The organism is Algoriphagus sp. Y33 (assembly GCF_014838715.1).
Taxonomy (GTDB): domain Bacteria; phylum Bacteroidota; class Bacteroidia; order Cytophagales; family Cyclobacteriaceae; genus Algoriphagus.
The window spans coordinates 3,155,309-3,175,160 of record NZ_CP061947.1 but is presented as its reverse complement, the minus strand read 5'-3'; the positions used below and the strand labels follow the sequence as shown (position 1 = coordinate 3,175,160).

Here is a 19,852-nt window from a genome sequence, read left to right as displayed (position 1 = left end):
ACCAATTGAATGCAAGAGAGGGGAATCAATGATACGTTTAAAAAACTTATTCACGAGTCATCAGAGATGGTGTTTCTTGCGGATGATACTTTCCCCTATTCCATTTTTTATTCCAATAGATCTTTTGAAGAGCAGATTGGAGCAAATTTAACGGATAGAAGTCTAGTAGGTCTAGGTCTTAATATCAGTGTTTTTGGCTTAGCAGAGGAGATAGAATTAAGTTATTGTGGGGATGATTATGAATTTCAAGCAGAATTTCCTCAGGATAGTTCTTCAAACTATTTTTTATTCTATAAAGGCAAAAAGCGTATAACTCACAATTTGCCTACAAGAGAGAAGTTTCAGCAGCTTTTGATAGAATCGCCTGATGCCCAACTAGTGTTAAACCCTGAGGGGGATATTTTCCTTTCAAATGTAGAAGCCCTTAAACTCTTTGGATACGATAGGGAATCTTCAATCGGTCATATGATCGAATTGGAAGGTTTATTTAATGGTTCTCAGCAATGGAAACAATGGATCGGAGCGGCGGTTTCGGACCTGGCTATTCACCGTTTTTCATCCATACTTTCCAAATCATTTGGAAATCCACTGGATTTAGAAATCGCTTCCAAGCAACTTGTGGTTGACGGAGTGCAATACGTGATGCTTTCATTTCAGGATGTTTCTGAGAAAGTTGCTTTGAAGAAGAATCTGGAGGATAACAGTAATTTCCTGATGAACCTTACGACGCAAATTCCCGGTGCGCTATATCAATTGGTACTGGACGGAGAGGGGAAAATGAGTTTTTCATTTCTCTCTAAAGGCATTGCCGGGGTATTGGGATTAAAGCCTGAAGAGATTGAAAACATCACGGACATCTCAGGGGTGATTTCCCAAGTTCACCCGAAGGATTTACCCCAGCTGATCATGAGTTCGGTCACTTCGGCACGGAGACTAGAGCCTTGGCAATGTCAATTCCGGGTAAAATCCGAATCAACCGATGATGAATATCGCTGGATTTTAGGAACAGCCAGACCACAAGCCATCGAAAATGGAGATATGGTGTGGTATGGATACCTGACTGATATTACCGGACAGAAGGAATTTGAAGCTACGCTGGATGATTCCAGAAAAGCGGCCGAGAAGTCCAGTCAAATAAAGTCTGATTTCCTTTCTATGATCAGTCATGAGCTTCGAACTCCGTTGAATGCAATTTCAGCTTCTACCTATTCCTTGCTTCATGGAGACCCACTAGACCATCAAAAAGCGGAGCTGGATACCATTAATTTTGCTGTGGATAATTTGATTATCATGATCAATGATTTGCTGGATTTTCAGAAAATCGAGGCAGGGAAATTGACTATTGAGAAAGCACCCTTTCATCTAAGTTATTTTATAAAACAGATCATTAAAGGGTTGTCATTTCATGCCAAGGACAGTAAAAACAAATTGGAGGTAATGCTTTCTGACGGATTGGATATCATGGTTCTCGGTGACAAAACACGGCTTTCGCAAGTCTTGAATAACTTGATTACCAATGCGCTTAAATTCACCAATGCAGGGGAGGTTAAGCTTTCGGTGAATCTACTTGAAAAGCGAAACGGGAGGGTGAGAATATACTTCGAAGTATGCGACAATGGAATAGGTATAGCACCTGAATATCAAGAGAAAATTTTTAATGATTTTGACCAGGTAAGGCCAGCCTTCAGTACAAAATACGGTGGAACCGGTCTTGGCCTCTCTATCACACGTAAGCTTTTGAATTTGATGGGAGGGGAAATTGCACTTCAGTCTGCGTTGAATAAAGGGAGCAGGTTCTTTTTCGAACTGGAGTTTGACATTGTTGAAATGAAGTTGGAAAAACAGGTGAATAATAACGGCGATTCTGGCCAAAGCTCATCGATCCACCTACTCATGGCTGAAGATAATGATGTAAATGCTTTGGTTTTGGGTAAGATCATCAATAAATGGGGATTTACTTATGAACGGGTTTTGAATGGGCGTGAAGCTGTGAATGCTGTGAGCCACAGGGATTTTGACTGTATTCTGATGGACATTCAAATGCCTGAAATGGACGGTTTTGATGCGACCGTGGCAATCAAGAAAATCTCTGAGGCTCCTGTAATTGCACTTACTGCTTCCGCAAAACCGGAAATCATAGATCGGCTAGAGGAATGTGACTTTGACGGCTTTGTGGCTAAACCCATCGATGCTTCCGAATTACAAACTATTATCAAAGAAGTGGTCTTTGAGAAAAATCAGAGCGTATAAGCTTTTTCCAAGTATTCTTCTACTAAGTCCATGTCCGGAAAATCCTGATTCAACTCCACCAAATACTGAAGCGCAGAAATTTTATCCCCCTTCATCACATAGTAAATACCTTTGTTTCTTAGCGCAAAAGGATTTTTTGAATCCATCTTGATACTTTGATTGATTAGATCCAATGCTTCTTCTTGCCTATCAAGAAAGAGTAGATACAAACCTTTGTTGTTGTAGAAATAGGCCTGACTTTTATCCAGAGAAATTGCTTTCTCTACAGCATCTAGTGCTCCTGTATAATTTTGCTCATCGAAATAGATCATTGATTTCAAATTATGAAGATTTGGCTCCAGTGGATTGATGTCCATAGCTTCATTTAACACCTGTTGCGCAGCAGCGAAATCTTTCTGATAATATAGGATTGTTGCTTGGTTCACTAGCAGATCAGAATTCTTCGGATTGAGTTCGGATGCTTTGGTGAATGCATTAAGCGCTTCGGGAAAATTCTTTAATTTCTCTTCCACCAACCCCTTGAGAAAATAGCTTTTCCAGTTTTTGTCATCAAGCAGTAAGAGTTTCTTTCCGTCTTCTCTGGCATTATAAAACTCACCGTTGTCGAGGTAGCCCAATCCTCTTTGGAAGATAGCATCGTAGTAATCCGGTTTATACCTGATGGCAAGACTGAGGTCCTGGATAGTTTCCGTAAGTTGATTTAGCTGCAAGTGGGCCAGGGCCTTGTTGTAGTAAGCATCAGCGTACGTTGAATCCATTTCTAGGGCTTCACGATAAAAGCCCATTGCACTTTTGGGGTCATTCTCCTCCATCTTTTCATTCCCTTTCAGAAGAAATCTCCCTTTTTTGTTCTCCTCAGAGTCACATGAAAATGCAAGTCCTGTGAGTATCAGTACCAAAAGGGTATTAATTGTTGTCTTTTTCATTAACTTCTTCAGCTTCTTCTTGCACTTGTTGTTTTTTTTCTTCCTTTTCTTCACCGAGCAATAATGCGAAAGGTCTGGTAGCATCACTCAGATCAAATATTTCTCGCAGAATTGCCATCATTGGAATAATTAGAATCATACCTGCCACTCCCCAGATTGTGCCTCCGACGATTAAGCCAAGAAATGTTATAAATGCATTAAGGTTGACATTCCCTCCCACGATTTTCGGAGTCAGGAAATTTCCCTCCACCATCTGTATGATTTGATAGCAGACAAGAACTCCTATCGGATAAAACAAACTATCCTTGGTAAGAAATGAATATCCCATTGGCAGCATCGCACCGAAAAATGGGCCTATATAGGGGATGATATTTAAAATCGCTCCAAGTGTACCGAAGAAGACTGCATGTTTAATTCCAAGTAATGAAAAAGCGGTGATGTTAAGGACTGCCAGGATTCCCATTACCTTGACTACGCCTATGATGTAATTCAGAATCACCTTCCTGAGGCTTACAATGCGTATTTTTACAAGTTCAGGGTCTTTGTCTTTGTATATTTCGATTACCACTTGGGTTAGGTGATTTCTATACAAAAGAAAGAAAAACATAAAAACAGGAATTAGGACAAGTCCTGTAAGCGAACCCACTGTCTTCATTGCGAAGTCACCTATACTCGAACTGTTCTCAGTCAACAGGTTCTTCAAATAATCGGTATTTGCTTTTTCAGCTAGTGCTGTATCGTAGGAAAATGTCTCCATTGCCCATTTATCCAGATCCTTTGCATAATCGGTAAGTCTTCCCGAAACGTCGTCAAAGTCTTTTGTGAAATTAGCGACATTCCCTACAATAAACGTCAAAAGCCCTCCTACAAGAGCTACCATTAGTAGTAGAGAAATGACGCACGAGAGTATTCTAGGGACTTTTTTAGATTCCAGCCAAATGGAAAGCGGTGTGAAGAGTATTGCGAAAAAACCGCCCATAAACAAAGGGACTAGCAGACTTTTACCTACTATCAGGAAAAAAACCAACACAATAATGAATATCATTACCGTGAGAGCCCTCAGGTAGGAGGGAAGTTTAAAGGCAGGGTTTTCCATGCAATAGTGGTTATGTGATCAACCTATTTTATAAATTACTTCAGGGTAAAGAAAGCAAATTATTCTGAGATCAATCCAGCACGTCTCAATAAAGCATCTTGCTTCGGCTCCCTGCCCCGAAATCTTTTATACAGAACGGAAGGATGCTCACTTCCACCTGCTGAAAGTATGTTCTTGACAAAAGAATCAGCAGTGGCTTCATCGAAAACTCCGTTTTCTTGGAATAGCTCAAATGCGTCTGCATCCAATACTTCTGCCCACTTGTAGCTGTAATATCCTGAAGAATAGCCTCCTTGGAAAATATGCGAGAAGGAAGTGCTCATTAATGTTCCGGGAACTTTGGGAAGTAGATCAGTAGGCTTCATCACATCTTCCTCAAACTCGAAAATACTCGAAATCTTACTTGGATCCTCGCTGTGATAAGCCATGTCCAATAGTCCGAAACTGAGTTGCCTTACCGCCTGATATCCCTGCTGAAAGTTTGAGGCTTTTTTGATCTTCTCGATAAGATCTTCGGGGATTTTCTCACCTGTTTGATAGTGCTTTGCAAATAGATCCAAACATTCCTTTTCGTAGCACCAATTTTCAAAAATCTGTGAAGGCAGCTCCACAAAGTCCCAAAATACACTTGTACCGGAAAGTGACTCATATGTACCTTTGGCCATCATGCCATGAAGCGCATGACCGAATTCATGGAAAAGTGTTGTTACTTCGTTGAAAGTCAGTAGGCTGGGTTTTGATTTTGTAGGTTTGGTGAAATTGCACACGATAGAGACGTGTGGACGGATATCTTCTCCTTCCTTGATGCTTTGTCCCTTGTAGCTGGTCATCCATGCGCCATTTCTTTTGCCTGGACGCGGAAAAAAATCTGCATAGAATATGGAGAGGTATTTTCCCTCTTTGTCCTTGACCTCATAGGCAGTGACATCCTTATGGTAGAGCGGAATGTCTGCTACGGGAGAGAAGGTGATTCCATAAAGTTTTTCGGCTGTCTGAAACACACCGTCAATTACCTTCTCCAATTGGAAATACGGCCTCAACAGTTCATCGTCAAGTGAATATTTTTCCTTTTTCAGAAGTTCGGAATAATAGGCGAAATCCCACTTTTTCAACTCTGTAAGACCATCCAGTTCGGCTGCAAAAGCCTCCAGTTCTTTCATTTCGGTTATTCCCTTTGGTTTTGCTTTTTCGAGCAGGGAGTCCAGGAATGACATGACTTGGTCAGGACTTTTGGCCATACGCTCTTCCAGTACAAAATCTGCATGACTCTTATAGCCTAGCAGCACTGCTCGGTTATGACGAAGTTTTAAGATTTCTTTGATGACTTGTTGATTGTCAAGTTCATCCCCTTTAGCGCATTTTGTTCCATTTGCCATGAACAGTGTCTCACGCAGGGCCCTGTTTTTAGCATAAGTCATCGCCGGGATATAGCTTGGATAGTCAAGCGTAAATGCCCATTTCCCGGGTTCTCCTTTCTCTTCTGCAATTTGGGCAGCAGCTTCTTTGATCCCATCGGGTAGCCCTTCAAGATCAGATTCCCGATCCACGAAATACACGAATTTGTTAGTCTCTGCTAGTACGTTCTCACCGAATTGCAAGGTTACTTGAGCTAATTCTTGATCGATTTTTCTAAGTTGATCAGCTTTTTCACTTGTGAGTTTGGCTCCGTTCCGTACAAAAGATTTATAGGTTTTCTCGAGCAGAGTAGCTTGTTCCGGTGTCAATTTCAGTTGACTCTTTTGTTCAAAAATCCGGGCTACCCGCTGAAAAAGTTCTTGGTCTAATAGGATGTCATTTCCATGCTCGGTAAGTAAAGGAGATATTTCTCTGGCCAGGGATTGAATTTCATCATTAGTTTCGGCCGAGTTTAGGTTGAAAAATATTCCGGCTATAATACCGAGGCGCTTGCCGGTACTGTCCAATGCCTCTATTGTGTTTTCAAAAGTAGGTACCGCTTCGGATTTAATCTTGGAAATGTCCTCCTTCGCTTCTGTGATTGCGGCTTTGATGGCAGGAAGAAAATGAGCTGGGGTGATTTGATCGAAAGGGGCGGTCTCAAAAGGAGTGGCGAAATCCGCCAATAATGGGTTATTCATATATAGTTAAGCGTTTGGGTAATTAAACAGTGGTTTGTCAAGAAGGTTTCATCCAATGTCCTATCCTGATCAATGCTCCCGCTAATTTACCGATTTGCTTTGTAAAGCTTTGCCAAATATGCACATCATGCGTTTTTTTCTGAAAGTCTATTCCATTGAAGCCCCGTGACTGTCCCCACTCACGGAAAAGTGGGTATTAACGTCCGTTCGTGTCATCACGAACGGACGACAGGGAGTAGGGATTGAAGTCCATTCATGGTGGCACGAACAGCGGTAGTACTAATTCATTTTTCGAGTATAGAGCCCAAAAGAATGAAGGTGTTTTCATTCCGGAATTACCGGACTATAGCCAGTGCAGAGGTAGGGTAAACTTCAGAAATCAAAATCACAGCTCATAATATCCATACCAATCGGAGATCCGTCCGGCGATTTGATTTCTTCCTGAATGGTTAACTCCACCGGTAGATCCAAGAATGCCTCTATTTTGTCAATAAGATATTCCGAATGCATGTGGAATTCCCCAGAGCTTTCCCTGTTTTCTAAGACTGTATCTTTCAGATCATCCAAATGGCCTCTTACGATAGCCCTTACAGAGTTGGATGTTCCGGTGCTTTTTGCCAATGCGATCATGTGATCAATCATCTTAGCCTCAGTCATTAGCTTGATTTCCGAATTCAAACCTTTTGGAAGGTTATTGGAAAATACCTGCTTTTCGATGGTGGTCAGAACATTGTCAAAGCTTGGGAGGTTTGAATTTTGTAGATTTTGGAGGTAAATACGATCCGCCCGTGCTTCATTGAAGATGAAATTGAAAGTCAAATCTACTATGCTTTCTGCAGGCGCTATTGGGTCGAAGGTAAGCCCTGTTCTGGAAACGAAGGTTTCTCTGTTTTTACCATAACCAAATGGTCGTGGTGGAATTAGGGTTAGGACATGCTCAGGAACTTCCAGTTGATCTGGTGAAATGGTGTAAAGTAGAGCTTTCAATGCATCATTCTGCTCCTTTTCGCTCACCCACTTGTGATTGGGCTGATTGTCATCTTTGATTTTGTAGTTGTAGTCCAAACCTCCAATAAGCTTCGTAGTAGCCTCAATTTGATATCTATGCATCAGATAGAGTGGTACAAAAACTTCTTCAAGTAGCGCTTGGGGCTGACCTGTGGGAATGGCATTTAATCCAAAAGTTTTCATTCGGTTTTTTCGAAGTTCAAGCATGCGCATCAGCTCCCCTGAAGCGGATTTCCCGTTATCCCATAGATGAGATCTTGGATGTGCACCGCTTGGGCTTCTAGAGTCCGAATCTGTAATGAATTCATGTCCTGCTTCGTAAGTTTCTTCCAACGTTTTTTTAAGAAATTGGCTTTCCTCTTCACCTTCGGGAACGACGGCATACCCGTATTTGATAGCCCATTTGTCCCAATCGCCTATTTTATCATCATAGGCATTGCTGAGGTCAAGCTCTCCATCCGGGGTTTCGGTGATCAGAGGATAGGGATAATCCATTACGGATGCGCGGTTATTCGCCGAAGTAGCATAGCTATGTGCTAAACCAATGGTGTGGCCTATTTCATGTGCCGATAACTGTTTGAGTCTGGCTACCGCAAGCTCAAGCATTTTGGGATTGGCGGGAGAACCTTCTTCGAATGGTTGTAATAAGCCCTGAGCAATTAAATAATCTTGCCTCACACGTAGCGAACCTAAGGAAACATGGCCTTTCAAAATCTCTCCTGTCCGTGGATCACGTACACTTGCACCGTAGGACCAGCCACGTGTAGAGCGATGTACCCATTGGATCACATTGTATCGCACATCCATCAGATCCATGCCTTCCGGTGCCAGTTCTACGCGAAAGGCGTCAATAAATCCGGCGGCTTCGAATGCTTGATTCCACCAGTTTCCACCTTCTATCAACGCGGAAGCTACCGGCTCGGGCGTACCTCGATCAAGGTAGTAGACAATCGGTTCTACCGCTTCGGACATTGCTGCGCTTGGGTCTTTCTTTTCCAACCGGTGGCGGGCGATGAATTTCTTCGTGATCGGATCTGAGATAGGGGTGGTGAAGTCCATGTAGGAAATACTTCCAAACCCGGCTCTGGGATCAAACTCACGGGTAGTGTATTTGTCGTCAGGAAGCTCAATGAATGAGTGCCGCTGACGTACTGTCACTGCATCGGGGGTAGGAGTGACAGATCTTAAATTTCCGCCTGTTGCCTGCCCGGTCAATGTGATGGTGGCTTCTACTTCGGTGTTTTTCGGGAAATTTTTGGTCATCGGGTAGTATAGTCCAGACCGGCTAGCGTCGGTGCGAAAAGATCCCTGTTTGCTTCTACTTAACTTTTCTCCAACTCCGTGGGCATCCTGAAGGTAAAAATTGGTTGCATCAACAATAAATTTGTCTCCCTCTTTTAGTGCAATTTCAAATCCCCAAAGGATTGATTCTGCAAATGCATCTTTGATGGATTGAACTTCGGCCGGATTATCAGAGTATGCTCTGAAATCGTAATTCTTGTGCACCAAGAATAGCTTGTTTCCGGACTTTCTGAATTCCACTATTCTTGTATTGCCCAACTGGCCACGATCTAAACCGATGTCATTGGATCCTATTCCGGCCTTAAGAGAATTTACATAAAGGAATTCCCATTCCAGCGCGTCGATTTCTAAGTAAATCTTTCCTTTCTCCTCATCTAAGTAAAATGGGATAAACCCATCATTTTTACTCATTTTTCCCAAGTCTAGGGTTTGAGCGAACCCAAGATTTAATGAAAGCAAGAAGAAAATGGTTAGTTGTAGTGTTCTTTTCATAGGTTTTGGTGGTTTCGGTACAAATTATCAAAAAAGCTGGCTCCCGGTAATACCATTGATGGAATTTAACCCCGAATTTTAAGACTTAGAATCGGGGGTTAACGATGAAGCATGTAGCGAATCAACAAAGCGGTTTCCGTTTGTCTGGAGCCTTCAATCTCCTGTAGCCCCGAACTGATGGTCTCCCTATCTGTATAGGATGTACGGGAAAATCGAAAATAGGCGGTGATTTGCGAGTTGACTTTATATTGTGCGAGAAGATAGTAACGCATGCCCTGTCCTGCAAAAGCAGGTATGGAGAAGGTCCACAGCACGTTGTTTTCAAAGGTATAAATCCGAGTGTCATAGTCCTCTGTATCGAAGAGAGCAACTCTCCCTGTCAGTCTGAATTTACTGAAGCTGTATTGGGCATCTTGAAGTATCATAAAACCCGTCATTTTTTGCTCATCATAATTAACTCTACTAAACAGAATTCTGGAGCGAAAAAAGAACGATTTACTGACTTGATGTTCAAGACTGAGCATTCCATTTATTTTATTTAACGGTCTGATCTGATAGGGGAGTGCAGGCTCTCCCGAATCTGAAAGATTTCTGTCTTTTTGCTCTTCTCTGACTTGAAAGAAGGCTGTGAGATTTCTCGTGGGTTGATAACTGATTCTGCCTAACCATTCGTAGCCTTTGGATGGTGCATAAAGTCGGTATCTGAACCATGGGAATCTGAAAAAATCATAATATGCATTGATTCTCCACTTGGAAATAGGCTTGATCTGTATACCAAGGTAAACACCTTGCTCGTTTGCAGGCCGTGTGCTTTCCGAGAAAGAATTTGCATAGAAACTATGGAAGTCCTTACCGTATTTTCTCCACAGTAATGAAAAATCCAACTGCTTGCTCAAACTGGAAACAAAGCCAAGCACTTTGCCAATGCCGCCTGACTGTGAAATAGCCGATTCTCCAAAAAGAAAGAAATTCTTCCAATTGTAATTCATGTAGAAACTTCCTACTTGGTTGCTCTGTCCTGAAAAATCGAACTGGTTGTAGAGTCTGGGCACTTTGATCCAAGGATGATCAAATCGGGTAAATAGGTAGTTGACTCCGGATTGCAGTTGACCGGAGGCGGCCGAATACTGGATGTTTCCTCCCAGGCTTAGCTCCTTGAATTGGTTTTTGGTACTGAGCTCACTTTGCGTGCGGTGAAGCCCACTTTGATTAAATGAATTGATGGTCAGAGCTTCTGAGCTAAGTGTGTCAACACTGCTGCTTGTAGCCCTGCCGTCCCTGGGAGCGTAAGATGTAATTATACTACTTTGCCATTTCCCACTTTGATAGGTAAGACCTGCTCCTCGAAAGAAGCCAAACTCCATAGCAGCAGTATAGGGCAAAATCCCTACACTGCTTTTACGGACAGTGGGGACTGTTTCGGCACCTTTACCTAAAGAATAACTGGCTCCAAACACCAAACCCTGCCCAAATTGAGCCTGAAAATCTCCCAAAGCAATGGTTTTCCACTTGCCCAAGTAGTACTTGGTGAAATGAAAAGAAAGAAAATTGAACCCGTATCTTGCCGTTTTGCGATCCCAAGTGAATTGCTCGCCGGGGTCTTTATCCAGTGTAAATCCTAAACTGAAATCCCTGGCATGCTGAATACGGAATCTTAGATAGAATTCATTCGGGTCTCCCAAATAACGATTTGAAATTCTTCCCGTAGAACTGGTGTCGGGAGGGGTAAAACCTTTGCGGGGTTCCCATGTACGGCGATGGCGAAGTAAAAAATATGCTTGCTCTTCATTGGCAACACGCTTCCAAAAAGATTGGGTTTGAGTGGAAGTGCCGGTTCCCAAGGTCAAAAATGGGATAATTTGTTCTATAGTTTTCAGGTCAAAACCCGGGACCGCTTGGAGCTCATAGAGTGAAATCAGCGAACCCTGGCGAGCTCTGTAGGAGATTAAGCCGGAGATCTGGCTTGGGTTGAGTAGATAGCTTGAGGCTAGCGTTTCGGCACTTGCACGATTGATGTCCATTGGGTTTAGATAAAGCTGGAGTAGGACTTCGTAGATCGATTCGTAATCCAAGTCCTCATCTTGGACAGGGAAGAGACGTTCCATTAATGATTCCAAATCCATTTCCGTCTTAGGGGGATACTGCGCCAGTACAAAAGAACTCAGGCAAAAAGAAAGACCGATCAGGAAAATTAGTGCCTTCATTTTTCCGGCAGTGAGAATCCCAAACTTACATGATTTGTACTACCCAAGGCTTGATTTTGCCCATGGGCATAGTCCAGAATAAAGCGATTTGATTTCAGACCCAATCCAAAAAAAAGCCGGCTGGGATTGCTGTTGATGCCTGTTCGGATAAATGCCCAATCTTTGATGCCATATTCCAATCCTGCCTTTATTACAGGTTTGATTTGAATATCCTTTTCCACTTCGAGATGCGCTTGGAGCTGTGGGATAGGAGTGTAAAGGAGCCCTAAACTAATTCCCGTCGGTAATCTTACGTCAGTGTCTTTTGATATTTTGGTTCGGTTCAGATTGGAAATACTGGCACCTACAGAGAATGTAGAGCTAAGCTCTGCCATTCCCCCAAGGCTGAAAATAATAGCGTTTCCATCCCCGAATCCTTCGATATGGGTTTGAAACCATTCCAGTTTTCCGCCTATACTTACAATTCCCAATTGATTGGCGAAAGCGAAGCCAAGGGATTGCTGATTGAATAAGTTGCCTCCATAGCGGGAAACTCCAAAACCTACCGTTCCGGCTTTCACTTTCCAGGCTCCTGCTAGATCGACGGTACCTAGTTCCTTCAACCCAAATCGACTGTCGTATCCCGCAGATACAGCAGAAGACTCCAATTTTGCAAGCCCACCGGGATTATTGAAATAACTCCAGGTATCCATTCCGTGCACCCGTAGATTGCCCATACTCTGACTTCTAGCACCGTGCACTTGGGTGAGGGGGTCTGTTTGCGCTTTTGCACAATAAGCCAGACAAGCCAAGAAGCATAAAAAAGTCCATAGCTTCATAATGGATCGATAAAAAGTCTCAACTAAATATAGTTAAAAACTTGATATCCATACCAAAAAACCAGGGTTTTTTACGGGGAATTTAGAAAGGCGCGGAAAAATTAAAGAAGAAGTTACCTTCTTTGCTGTTATTCATGGAATATTCGAAGCGTAAAACAGCATCATAAAAACCAACCAAATCTATCCCCGTTCCATATCCCATCAGGTATTTATTGGCTAGTCGGGAATTCTCGGGGATATGATTTCTATCCTTTACATAGCCATGATCGAAATTTGCACTGAGATATAGTCGAATGGGAATAGTGTTGAATTGCTCCAGCTTAATCAGATTGGAAATGTCAATTTTCCAATCCAAGAATTTATACCTGAAGCTGTTTTTATGTACATATAATTGCTGTCCTTCCACTACATTCAGTTCATAACCCCGTATGAAATTTGGACTGTATCCGATCCCTCTTACAAGCGTATATGGCTGCCCTGTACTCAAAAACCAATTGGCTGTAAGACCGGAGTTGAAGTGGAACTTATCGGAAATTTTGAAATATTTGTTTGCTGTGAGATTGACTTCCACTTCATCTAATTCATCGGTGAATATGATTCCATATTTCGTGAGAGAAACCTGTAAAAGCTCACCGTCAGTAGCGTAGGACACATTGTCTCTTCTATCATGTCTGAAGGTATAGGTGGCAAATGCATAACGGAGTTTATTGCCACCGTGCTGGAAGTATTCCGGATTTTCGGTCAATACATCATCTGCCACCAAAGTATAGCTGTACCCTAAGGTAAGAAAGTGATAGTTATAGTAGCTTCTTCGGTAAGTGTATCGTAATGCAGCGGCAAAGTTTTTTCTAATTATATCTTCTTTTTCATTGGTGAAAAAGACCTGTTTATTGAATTCGGATTTGAGGGGGATTGTTTTATTTTCCTTGTAGGTAAGTTGTACAGCTAACCCGTGCTTTTGTTTTTTGTCAATATATGGCTTGCTATACTGAAGATCCAAAGCCTTTGTAAAACCAAGTTGCCCGGCAAATCTGAGTTTGTCATTTCTCCCTCCTACATTACTATGGCTTAAGCGCAAACCGTAATTCACTCTGGAAAAATCCCGGCTCTGGTTGGTCCACCATTCCGAGAAATTCCGGTCAGCGAGCTCAAAAATTATCTGCGGTAAGAGGTACCAGCGTTCCTTTACAGTAATGAGAATTTCCACTTCATTATCTCCGGTGACCAGTGGAGTGATTTCTACTGAAGTGAAAAGCATGAGATTGTATATCTTCTTTTGATCAGCAATAAGTATTTCCAGAAAGGTATTCCAGTCATAATAGAAGTCGGTGATGAAGTCCAGCTCTCTGAGAATTACACTCTTTTTTGTTTTTACATTTCCTACTATAAAAATATTGTTAACCTTTACACTATCAGGGGATTGGTTAATCGCAGGTGCATAGGAAGTGTCTCCTTGTGCATAGGATGTGTTTTGTCCCGACTCAAAAAAAAGAGCTAGAAGCAATAGAGAGAAGTAAAGGATATTTGGTTTCTTGCCGATCAAGAGGGAATTCTGAAAGTTTAATTTTGGTTACTTACGAAGTTGTTGGCAGATTCGCTACAATTATAGAACTTATTCATGGCAAAATCCTTACTTCGAAAGATAGCTATATTTCCGGTCTTGGTGTATCAATACACTATTTCCCCTTTATTTCCTTCGAGTTGTAGATATACACCTACGTGCAGCCAATACATGAAGGAGGCAATAATGAAGCATGGGGTTTTTAAAGGAGGATGGATGGGGCTCAAACGGATAGCCCGCTGCCACCCTTGGGGCGGCCACGGGCATGATCCAATTCCTTAATTTTTGATTGGCTTCAAGCCGTTTTTCAATGCTCGAATCACTAATATCACTCCACCAATGACTAGTGGAATACTCAATAACTGTCCCATATTGAAGGCCATAGCATCTTCGAAATCCACCTGACTTACTTTGAAGAACTCCCAAACGAAGCGCATGCCGAATACGGTGATCAGAAAGATACCCAATAGAATCCCCTCAGGCAACCGTTCTTTATATTTGTTCCAAAGGGCAAAAAGCACAAGGAATATTACAAAATAAGAGAGGGACTCATAGATTTGAGTCGGGTGCTTTGTTCTCCCAAATGTCTGGACAGTCACTAGGTAATGGTCTCCTTTATCTGAAATTGCCATATTTAGGGGGCTTTCTACAGGTTCGGCTAAGTAGTCCTGACTTGATTTGAATTGGGTCAAAGCATACTTAATATCCCTTCTCAAGGCGGTTTCCAGCTCTTGGAGGCTGTATGTGCCTTTATTGATTTCCAAGTCAATATTTACAGGGACAATCCCATTGCCTACCAGTTCTCCTTGACGATCATCAGGTTTGTAAGGATCTACAGACTCTACAGGCACCTTCAAAGTGCTAAGTAACTCCTCACTATCCCAAGCGTAAACTATCCCATAATCAGATCCTGTATCTTTTCCGCCTATTTCAGAATTCATCAAATTACCAAAGCGGATCAATGCTCCGGTCAATGCTGTTACGATTACTATTCGATCTACTACCCAGAGGTAACTTTGTCCAGGAGTTCTTTTGGCATAGAGCCATAAGGCAAAAAGAATAGCAATAGCAGCCCCGTGGCTGGCAAGTCCACCTTCCCAAACTTTTAAGATTTCGATTGGATTGCTTAAGTATTTGGCAGGCTCATAGAAAAGAACATGACCAAGCCGGGCACCTACGATAGTCGCTATCACCATGTAGATGGTCAATTTGTCAACCAGCTCAGGGTTTTGCCCTTCTTTCTTGAAAAAATGAACCATAAACTGCTGCGAAATCACAAAACCGGCGGCAAAAAGTATACTATACCAAGGTGGTCTTTCCCATCCCGGAATTACAGAGGGGTTTGGATCCCAAACGATATAGTTCATGATTAATTCAAACATAATTTTTGTTTTATAGTTGATCTAGTTGAGCAAGTTCTTCCGCAAATCCTCCGGATAAAATCGGAAATCTGTACCAAGTTTTTGGATCCACATTGAATTCATCCAAATGGAAGGAAGGGGCAAGTCTTTCCCTTTTCCATTGATTGCGAGACCAAAGTCGGAAGAATTTTTTGATATAGCCTTTCAAAATATCAGGTTCTAATTCAAGTTCTTCAGAGAGGATCAGAAAAACATCCATAGGTGAACGGCGATCCCGAATGGCAAGTTTTTCTATTTCCAAGATGACAGCGTATGGCATCAAGTCTTTTTCGTCAGTTTGGGTTCTCTCCTGCGGCCGGAGTTCTGCAGTCGGCTGAAGAGAATTCACTTTCCTCAAACCCGGGTGATCTAGGTTTTTCTCGGCCCAGCTTAGCCAGCTTAGGATGAAATATTTATCCACTGCTGCAATTGGAGAAATACTACCCGATGTATCCCCATCCATGGTGGCATAACCTACATCTCCTTCACTTCTGTTGGAAGTGGAGAGGAGCAGGGCATTGTTGATATTGGCGAGCATCCAGATTATCGGGGACCGGGTTCTGGCTTGGATGTTTTGAAGCGTGATATCGTCCTGTTCCCAAGTCAATTTTCTGCCTATGGCTTTCTATCTTGGCAGTGTAGGATTGTACTTCTTCGTCGATTTCCCAATGATAAAAGGTGGCACCTATGCTTTTGGCCAGGGACTCAGCAGAAGAGAAGGTGTCATCCGAGGAGTTTTTGGTTCCTTGATATGCTGTGGTCAGTAATTGAGCCACCAGTTCTTTTTCAGGATTATGGGATTGTGGAGTGGATACTATTCCTGCTTTTTGACAGAATTTCTCTACGCCTAATTCATCTATCCCCCGCTTCACCATCTCAGCTACCAAAATTGCAATCGAAGAAGAATCCGCTCCACCCGAGAGCGAAAGAACAAAGCCATTGCTTTCGGCTTTTCCTCATATAATCAAATAGAGCCAAAGCTGAAGCTTGGACAAATTCCTCATTTTTTGAATTTATAGAGCTATGCCCTGGCTTTTTGGCTCCAGATAAAAACTGTTGACCTGAACGTCTTCAAAAGAGAGAAGTCTATTCCTTGAGAGTAATTCCCCGGATTTGGCAAGCATTATTTCCCCGTCGAAAATCATTCTGCCGGCTTCATTTCCCAGTAAGTTAGCATAGCAATAGTAGCAGTCAAAACTGGCTGAACTTTCTTCTACTAGCTCTTTGCGGAGCTGGCTTTTTCCATGGCAAAGTGACTGGCACTGGGATTGAATATCAAATTGACCTTTCGTTCACAAAGCCTATAGCCAGGCCTTAGACTGCCTCTCCATGCATCTTCACAGATTTCGAATCCGAAGTGAATTTCTTTATGGTGAAAAGTAAGATCGCCAAGAGGAATCATTTGATCTTGAAACGCTATTTCGACGACTTCATTTGCTCTCCATGGCGTAAACCAACGGAATTCATAATGTACGCCATCGATTGCCATAAATTGCTTTGCCACAAAGCCCTTGACCGCTCCATTTTCAAGGACTGCTACACAATTATAAACCTTATCCTGAATTCTAACGGGAAGACCTATAGCTACTGTGATTCCCATACAGTGGGGTAGCAAGAGTGCAAGTTGGGCCAGTGCTTTCTTTGGATACCAGTAGCTTAAAAATAAATCTTCGGATCCATATCCTGTGATAGCCAATTCAGGCAAGCACAGGATTTCAACCTCTTGATGTTTGGCTTCTTCAATAGCCAGTATAATTCTGTTCAGATTTCCTGACCAGTCCAGCGGTGTTTGATTGACGGTAGCTCCCGCGATTTTAATTGAAGACATGAATTGGATTGATTAATCCTAAAATTACTAAGCTATGTGGCAATACTTAGTGTTTCGCATGCATTTTTGGATGCTTCTTGCTCTGCTTTCTTTTTTGTGCTTCCTTTTCCTTGTGCGATTTCTTTTGCATCGACGTGTAAAGCTACCTTAAATTCTTTGAATCGTTGGTTTCCACTGACTCCAAGCACCACAAATTCCACCGGCTTATTTTCCTTTTGGGACCACTCGATGATCTTACTTTTGTAATTTGTAGTAGTAGCTATCATGCTTTCTACATCAAAGTGAAGTAGAATTCTTTGGGTAATGAATCTCTTGGTGAAGTGATAGCCTTTGTCAAGGTAGACGGCTCCAAGAAAAGCCTCCAGCATATCTCCGTACAGCGACTTGTTTCCTGTGAATGTCCGCTCACCGATCTCCATGTCCAATGCTTTTCGCAGACCGATTTTGATCCCGGTATCGTTCAGTGTTTCTCTGTTTACCAATTTTGATCTGGTTTCGGTGAGAAAACCTTCGTCCCGGAAGGGGAATTTCTGGAAAAGGAATTCGGCGATGACAGCTCCCAAAATCGCATCACCAAGAAACTCCAATCGCTCATTGGAGAGTCGGAATCCATGTGAAGTTTCCTCACCCAAGCCAGACGGCGTAAGTGCAAGCTTATACAGCGATAAATTAAAAGGCCTGCTTCCCGTCATCAGTCTGATGGAGGTAGCAAGCCTTTTGTCTTTTTCACTAAAGAAGAGATTATTAAATCCGAGTCTTTGAAATAATTTCAAAATCCAGACTAATTATATTTTTTGAAAATCACCGAACAGTTATGTCCGCCAAATCCAAACGTATTACTCAACGCATAATTTATCTCTCTCTCCTGTGCTTTATTGAAAGTCAAGTTTAGTCTTGGATCAAATGCCTCGTCGTCTTCGAAGTGATTGATCGTAGGAGGTATCACGCCTCTGTTCAAAGCATAAATGCAAGCAATTGCTTCTACAGCGCCGGCAGCACCCAGTAGGTGACCGGTCATGGACTTTGTACTGCTGATGTTCATCTTGTACGCATGCTCACCGAAAACCCCCTGAATCGCCTTGATCTCTCCTACATCTCCCAAAGGAGTAGAGGTGCCGTGCACATTGATGTAATCTATGTCTTCGGGTTTGAGATTAGCGTCTTCCAAAGCAATTTTCATCACACTGCTGGCTCCCAAACCATCGGGATGCGGAGCTGTGATATGGTGCGCATCGGCAGTCATTCCGCCCCCTACCAGTTCGGCATAGATTCTGGCACCACGTGCTTTAGCATGCTCATATTCTTCCAGAATTAATGCTCCGGCTCCTTCACCCAATACAAAACCATCACGATCCTTGTCAAAAGGCCTAGAGGCTGTCTCCGGTGATTCATTTCTTTGGGAAAGGGCTTTCATTGCATTGAATCCACCAATACCAGCTTCAGTCACTGCTGCTTCAGAACCTCCGCTGATGAAAATATCAGCTTTTCCCATTCGGATGTATGTAAATGCATCGATAAGGGCGTTGGTTCCTGAGGCACAAGCAGAAACTGTTACAAAGTTTGGACCGCGAAAACCATATTTAATAGATATAAAGCCGGAACTTATATCAGCAATCATCTTAGGGATAAAGAAAGGGTTGAAGCGCGGAGTCCCATCTCCGGTGGAGAATGTCGTCACCTCATCCTGAAAGGTTCTTAACCCTCCGATTCCCGATCCCCAGATTACTCCGGCTCTTGATTTATCGATTTTTTCAAGATCCAACCCCGAATCTACCACGGCTTCATCAGCTGAAATCATGGCATATTGGGTAAAAGGATCCATTTTTCGAGCTTCTTTCCTATCAATAAACTGCTCTACATCAAGGTTTTTGACCTCGCAGGCAAATTGGGTTTTGAAAAGGGAAGCATCGAATTTGGTAATCGGCGCAGCACCGCTCACACCATTAGCCAAACCGTTTCCAGAATTCCTCTGCGGTATTGCCTATTGGTGTGAGGGCACCTATACCTGTTACAACAACTCTTTTTAAATTCATGGAATGAATTTAGGAATTATTATTTTACGTTAGCTTCCAAGTAGGTTACTGCTTGTCCAACAGTACCGATTTGCTCAGCCTGATCATCAGGAATAGAGATGTTGAATTCTTTTTCGAATTCCATAATCAATTCTACAGTAGCAAGAGAATCAGCACCAAGATCATTGGTAAAGCTCGGCTCCAAAGTAACTTCAGACTCTTCTACGCCAAGTTTGTCAACGATGATGGCTTTTACTTTTTGTGCAATTTCAGACATTTTGTGATCAGTTTAGTTAATAACACTTCGCAAAGAAATATATTTAATGCCTAATTGACAAAGAAAAGATTCAAGTAAATTTTTAAGCAAATCGTTGTCCATAGAAGTTGGATTATATTTTCTAACTTTGTTTTGATTCATTTTTTCCCCGCATGAAGAAGGCCAAATTACTGATTGAACATACGTATGATTTCGAGCTTTTGGGGCTTGTATCCCCTGTAAAGGACTATAAGATGGCATGGCTTATCAATAGGGAGTTGGATCTTAACCTCATCAAATACGATGACCTATTATTGGAATTTATGACCCTCCAAGCCTAAAAATCTCGCAATATTTCCTTTCTTTACCGCATGGATTTGTTCAACTGCTAAAGAATAAGGCCTTGAATTCTACAAATCAAGTGTCTTATTTGATCCCGGAATTGAAATCAATGGATTATTTCCTTTTGGTTCAGGACGAGACCTTTCAAATAAGTATTAATACATTTGCCAACCAGCTGGCGAAAAATCGTTACATACAAAATGTGATGAAGCTGGATGTAAGCAAACTAAAATCAAAAGAAAACCTATTAACTTATTAATC

General features: G+C 42.2%; 14 protein-coding genes and 2 pseudogenes. 4 read left to right on the top strand and 12 right to left on the bottom strand.

Annotation, left to right across the window (positions count from 1 at the left end; all coding sequences use genetic code 11):
- The first annotated feature begins 9 nt into the window (after nt 1-9).
- Nucleotides 10-2,250 (top strand): ATP-binding protein, encoded by a 2,241-nt coding sequence (locus ID165_RS12780; RefSeq protein WP_192351159.1) that lies wholly within the window; start codon nt 10-12, stop codon nt 2,248-2,250.
- Here the strand turns inward: ID165_RS12780 and ID165_RS12775 are convergent.
- The 7 genes from ID165_RS12775 to ID165_RS12745 form a co-directional block, all read right to left on the bottom strand.
- A complete protein-coding gene (locus tag ID165_RS12775; RefSeq protein WP_192351157.1) occupies nt 2,238-3,176 on the bottom strand; it encodes a lipopolysaccharide assembly protein LapB in 939 nt (312 codons plus the stop codon). The genes ID165_RS12780 and ID165_RS12775 overlap by 13 nt on opposite strands.
- The gene (locus tag ID165_RS12770; RefSeq protein ID WP_192351155.1) at nt 3,157-4,272 is read right to left on the bottom strand and encodes an AI-2E family transporter; all 1,116 of its coding nucleotides are present in this window, start codon (nt 4,270-4,272) and stop codon (nt 3,157-3,159) included. Before ID165_RS12770 ends, ID165_RS12775 begins: the two co-directional genes overlap by 20 nt.
- Before the next feature lie 59 nt (nt 4,273-4,331).
- Nucleotides 4,332-6,368, bottom strand: a complete 2,037-nt coding sequence (locus ID165_RS12765; RefSeq protein ID WP_192351154.1) for a M3 family metallopeptidase — start codon at nt 6,366-6,368, stop codon at nt 4,332-4,334.
- Nucleotides 6,369-6,740: 372 nt separating this feature from the next.
- Nucleotides 6,741-9,170, bottom strand: coding sequence for a zinc-dependent metalloprotease (locus ID165_RS12760; protein ID WP_192351152.1), 2,430 nt, complete (start codon nt 9,168-9,170; stop codon nt 6,741-6,743).
- A 98-nt stretch (nt 9,171-9,268) separates the two neighbouring features.
- On the bottom strand, nt 9,269-11,374 hold the full coding sequence (locus ID165_RS12755) for a helix-hairpin-helix domain-containing protein (protein ID WP_192351150.1): 2,106 nt from the start codon (nt 11,372-11,374) through the stop codon (nt 9,269-9,271).
- On the bottom strand, nt 11,371-12,192 hold the full coding sequence (locus ID165_RS12750) for a hypothetical protein (protein WP_192351148.1): 822 nt from the start codon (nt 12,190-12,192) through the stop codon (nt 11,371-11,373). The genes ID165_RS12755 and ID165_RS12750 overlap by 4 nt, the downstream gene beginning before the upstream one ends.
- A gap of 82 nt (nt 12,193-12,274) precedes the next feature.
- The gene (locus ID165_RS12745; RefSeq protein WP_225587120.1) at nt 12,275-13,735 is read right to left on the bottom strand and encodes a hypothetical protein; all 1,461 of its coding nucleotides are present in this window, start codon (nt 13,733-13,735) and stop codon (nt 12,275-12,277) included.
- A 75-nt stretch (nt 13,736-13,810) separates the two neighbouring features.
- Between ID165_RS12745 and yidD the strand changes: the two genes are divergently transcribed.
- Nucleotides 13,811-14,035: a membrane protein insertion efficiency factor YidD gene (yidD, locus tag ID165_RS12740; RefSeq protein ID WP_192351146.1), complete on the top strand. Its 225-nt coding sequence runs from the start codon at nt 13,811-13,813 to the stop codon at nt 14,033-14,035.
- Here the strand turns inward: yidD and ID165_RS12735 are convergent.
- From ID165_RS12735 to ID165_RS12715, 5 genes and pseudogenes are all read right to left on the bottom strand, one after another.
- Nucleotides 14,032-15,135 carry a prolipoprotein diacylglyceryl transferase gene (locus ID165_RS12735; protein ID WP_192351144.1) on the bottom strand — a complete coding sequence of 368 codons (1,104 nt, stop codon included), beginning with the start codon at nt 15,133-15,135 and terminating at the stop codon, nt 14,032-14,034. The two genes, yidD and ID165_RS12735, sit on opposite strands and share 4 nt — an antisense overlap.
- Nucleotides 15,136-15,145: 10 nt before the next feature.
- A pseudogene (nadE, locus tag ID165_RS12730) lies at nt 15,146-16,981 on the bottom strand (NAD(+) synthase).
- A gap of 32 nt (nt 16,982-17,013) precedes the next feature.
- Nucleotides 17,014-17,754: a ribonuclease III gene (gene rnc / locus ID165_RS12725; RefSeq protein WP_225587119.1), complete on the bottom strand. Its 741-nt coding sequence runs from the start codon at nt 17,752-17,754 to the stop codon at nt 17,014-17,016.
- An 8-nt stretch (nt 17,755-17,762) separates the two neighbouring features.
- Nucleotides 17,763-19,014: pseudogene (gene fabF, locus ID165_RS12720) on the bottom strand (beta-ketoacyl-ACP synthase II).
- A gap of 19 nt (nt 19,015-19,033) precedes the next feature.
- Nucleotides 19,034-19,270: an acyl carrier protein gene (locus tag ID165_RS12715; RefSeq protein WP_192351142.1), complete on the bottom strand. Its 237-nt coding sequence runs from the start codon at nt 19,268-19,270 to the stop codon at nt 19,034-19,036.
- A 152-nt stretch (nt 19,271-19,422) separates the two neighbouring features.
- Here ID165_RS12715 and ID165_RS27125 point away from each other — a divergent pair, with 152 nt between their 5' ends.
- Together ID165_RS27125 and ID165_RS12710 are read left to right on the top strand one after the other, a co-directional pair.
- Nucleotides 19,423-19,590, top strand: a complete 168-nt coding sequence (locus ID165_RS27125) for an IPExxxVDY family protein (protein WP_370539754.1) — start codon at nt 19,423-19,425, stop codon at nt 19,588-19,590.
- Nucleotides 19,560-19,850 carry an IPExxxVDY family protein gene (locus ID165_RS12710; protein ID WP_370539760.1) on the top strand — a complete coding sequence of 97 codons (291 nt, stop codon included), beginning with the start codon at nt 19,560-19,562 and terminating at the stop codon, nt 19,848-19,850. Before ID165_RS27125 ends, ID165_RS12710 begins: the two co-directional genes overlap by 31 nt.
- Nucleotides 19,851-19,852 lie beyond the last annotated feature (2 nt).

Excerpts from the sequence above, each read along its gene's own strand:
- ID165_RS12780 (WP_192351159.1), top strand. The coding sequence starts at position 10 with ATGCAAGAGAGGGGAATCAATGATACGTTTAAAAAACTTATTCACGAG.
- ID165_RS12775 (WP_192351157.1), bottom strand. The coding sequence starts at position 3,176 with ATGAAAAAGACAACAATTAATACCCTTTTGGTACTGATACTCACAGGA.
- ID165_RS12770 (WP_192351155.1), bottom strand. The coding sequence starts at position 4,272 with ATGGAAAACCCTGCCTTTAAACTTCCCTCCTACCTGAGGGCTCTCACG.
- ID165_RS12765 (WP_192351154.1), bottom strand. The coding sequence starts at position 6,368 with ATGAATAACCCATTATTGGCGGATTTCGCCACTCCTTTTGAGACCGCC.
- ID165_RS12760 (WP_192351152.1), bottom strand. The coding sequence starts at position 9,170 with ATGAAAAGAACACTACAACTAACCATTTTCTTCTTGCTTTCATTAAAT.
- ID165_RS12755 (WP_192351150.1), bottom strand. The coding sequence starts at position 11,374 with ATGAAGGCACTAATTTTCCTGATCGGTCTTTCTTTTTGCCTGAGTTCT.
- ID165_RS12750 (WP_192351148.1), bottom strand. The coding sequence starts at position 12,192 with ATGAAGCTATGGACTTTTTTATGCTTCTTGGCTTGTCTGGCTTATTGT.
- yidD (WP_192351146.1), top strand. The coding sequence starts at position 13,811 with ATGGCAAAATCCTTACTTCGAAAGATAGCTATATTTCCGGTCTTGGTG.
- ID165_RS12735 (WP_192351144.1), bottom strand. The coding sequence starts at position 15,135 with ATGTTTGAATTAATCATGAACTATATCGTTTGGGATCCAAACCCCTCT.
- ID165_RS12715 (WP_192351142.1), bottom strand. The coding sequence starts at position 19,270 with ATGTCTGAAATTGCACAAAAAGTAAAAGCCATCATCGTTGACAAACTT.
- ID165_RS27125 (WP_370539754.1), top strand. The coding sequence starts at position 19,423 with ATGAAGAAGGCCAAATTACTGATTGAACATACGTATGATTTCGAGCTT.